Here is a 1,598-nt window from a genome sequence, read left to right as displayed (position 1 = left end):
GCCCCCGCCGCCCGGGCTCGGGCCCCGCGGTCGTGAGGTGCCTGTCAGGGCACCTCCGTGATCGGCATAGACTTGGTGGGTCCGCCCCGTGGCGGACCCACTCGCGTGTCCCGCTCCGGCGGGGCGCGCCCCGGTCCGCCCGGTCCCGGCGGGCCGGCGCCCCGCGCCCGTCGAGCGCGGGGTCCCCGCCTCCTTCGGCAGCGGTTCCCCGGCCCCCGCGGCCGCGCGGTGCCGTCAGGGAGGCAACGGGACCAGAACACAACGCAGATCAGGCAAAGGACCCGATATGCCTCCGAAGAAGAAACTGGCCGCACTCGTCAAGGTGCAGCTCCCCGCCGGCCAGGCCACCCCGGCGCCGCCCGTCGGTACCGCGCTCGGTCCGCACGGCGTCAACATCATGGACTTCTGCAAGCAGTACAACGCTGCCACGGAGTCCCAGCGCGGCAACGTCATCCCCGTCGAGATCTCCATCTACGAGGACCGTTCCTTCAGCTTCGTCACCAAGACGCCTCCGGCGCCGAAGCTGATCCTGAAGGCCGCCGGTCTGGACAAGGCCGCGACCGACCCGGGCCGCAGCACCGCCGGTTCCATCACCGCCGAGCAGGTCCGCGAGATCGCGCAGACCAAGCTGCCCGACCTCAACACCGAGGACATCGAGGCCGCCGCCAAGATCGTCGCCGGTACCGCCCGCTCGATGGGCATCGAGGTCAAGTAGTCCCCGCACGGTGGCACCGGTCCGCGGAGACCGGAGCGACCGGGGACGCTCGACGTTCAAGAACCACCGTGGCAGGGCCAGGCGCTGGCCCGGTGACCACACGTTCCCCAGGAGAACAGAGTGAAGCGCAGCAAGAACCACCGCAAAGCCAGCCAGCAGGTGGACCGTGACAAGCTCTACGGCCCCGCCGAGGCCGTGAAGCTCGCCAAGGAGACCTCCACCGTCAAGTTCGACGCGACCGTCGAGGTCGCCCTGCGCCTGGGCGTCGACCCGCGCAAGGCCGACCAGATGGTCCGCGGCACCGTGAACCTGCCGAACGGCACCGGCAAGACCGCTCGGGTCCTGGTCTTCGCGACCGGTGAGCGTGCCGAGCAGGCTCTCGCGGCTGGCGCCGACATCATCGGCGACGACGAGATGATCGAGAAGGTCTCGAAGGGCTTCACCGACTTCGACGCCGTCGTGGCCACCCCGGACCTCATGGGCAAGGTCGGCCGCCTCGGCCGCGTGCTCGGTCCGCGCGGCCTGATGCCGAACCCGAAGACCGGCACCGTCACCCCCGACGTCGCCAAGGCCGTCACCGACATCAAGGGCGGCAAGATCGAGTTCCGCGTGGACCGCCACGGGAACCTGCACTTCATCATCGGCAAGGCCTCCTTCGACGACCAGAAGCTCCTGGAGAACTACCAGGCCGCGATCGACGAGGTGAACCGCCTCAAGCCGTCCGCCGCCAAGGGCCGCTACATCAAGAAGGCCGTGGTCTCCACGTCCATGGGCCCGAGCATCCCGCTCGAGGTCTAGCCTTCGCGGCTGCCCAGCGCAGACGAGAGCGGCCCCCGCAGTCCGAGAGGACGGCGGGGGCCGCTCCGCTTCCCCCGGGGTTTTT

General features: G+C 70.2%; 2 protein-coding genes. Both read left to right on the top strand.

Features of this window, described 5'->3' with window-relative positions; all coding sequences use genetic code 11:
- Positions 1-286: 286 nt before the first annotated feature.
- On the top strand, positions 287-715 hold the full coding sequence (rplK, locus tag DQW06_RS13735) for a 50S ribosomal protein L11 (RefSeq protein WP_013156098.1): 429 nt from the start codon (positions 287-289) through the stop codon (positions 713-715).
- Between the two features lie 120 nt (positions 716-835).
- Positions 836-1,513 (top strand): 50S ribosomal protein L1, encoded by a 678-nt coding sequence (gene rplA / locus DQW06_RS13730; RefSeq protein WP_013156099.1) that lies wholly within the window; start codon positions 836-838, stop codon positions 1,511-1,513.
- The last annotated feature ends 85 nt before the right edge of the window (positions 1,514-1,598 follow it).

It is taken from the genome of Nocardiopsis sp. TNDT3 (assembly GCF_003427465.1).
Classification (GTDB): domain Bacteria; phylum Actinomycetota; class Actinomycetes; order Streptosporangiales; family Streptosporangiaceae; genus Nocardiopsis; species Nocardiopsis dassonvillei.
Note: the sequence above shows the minus strand (reverse complement) of the source record. Positions and strands in the feature narration are given on the sequence as shown.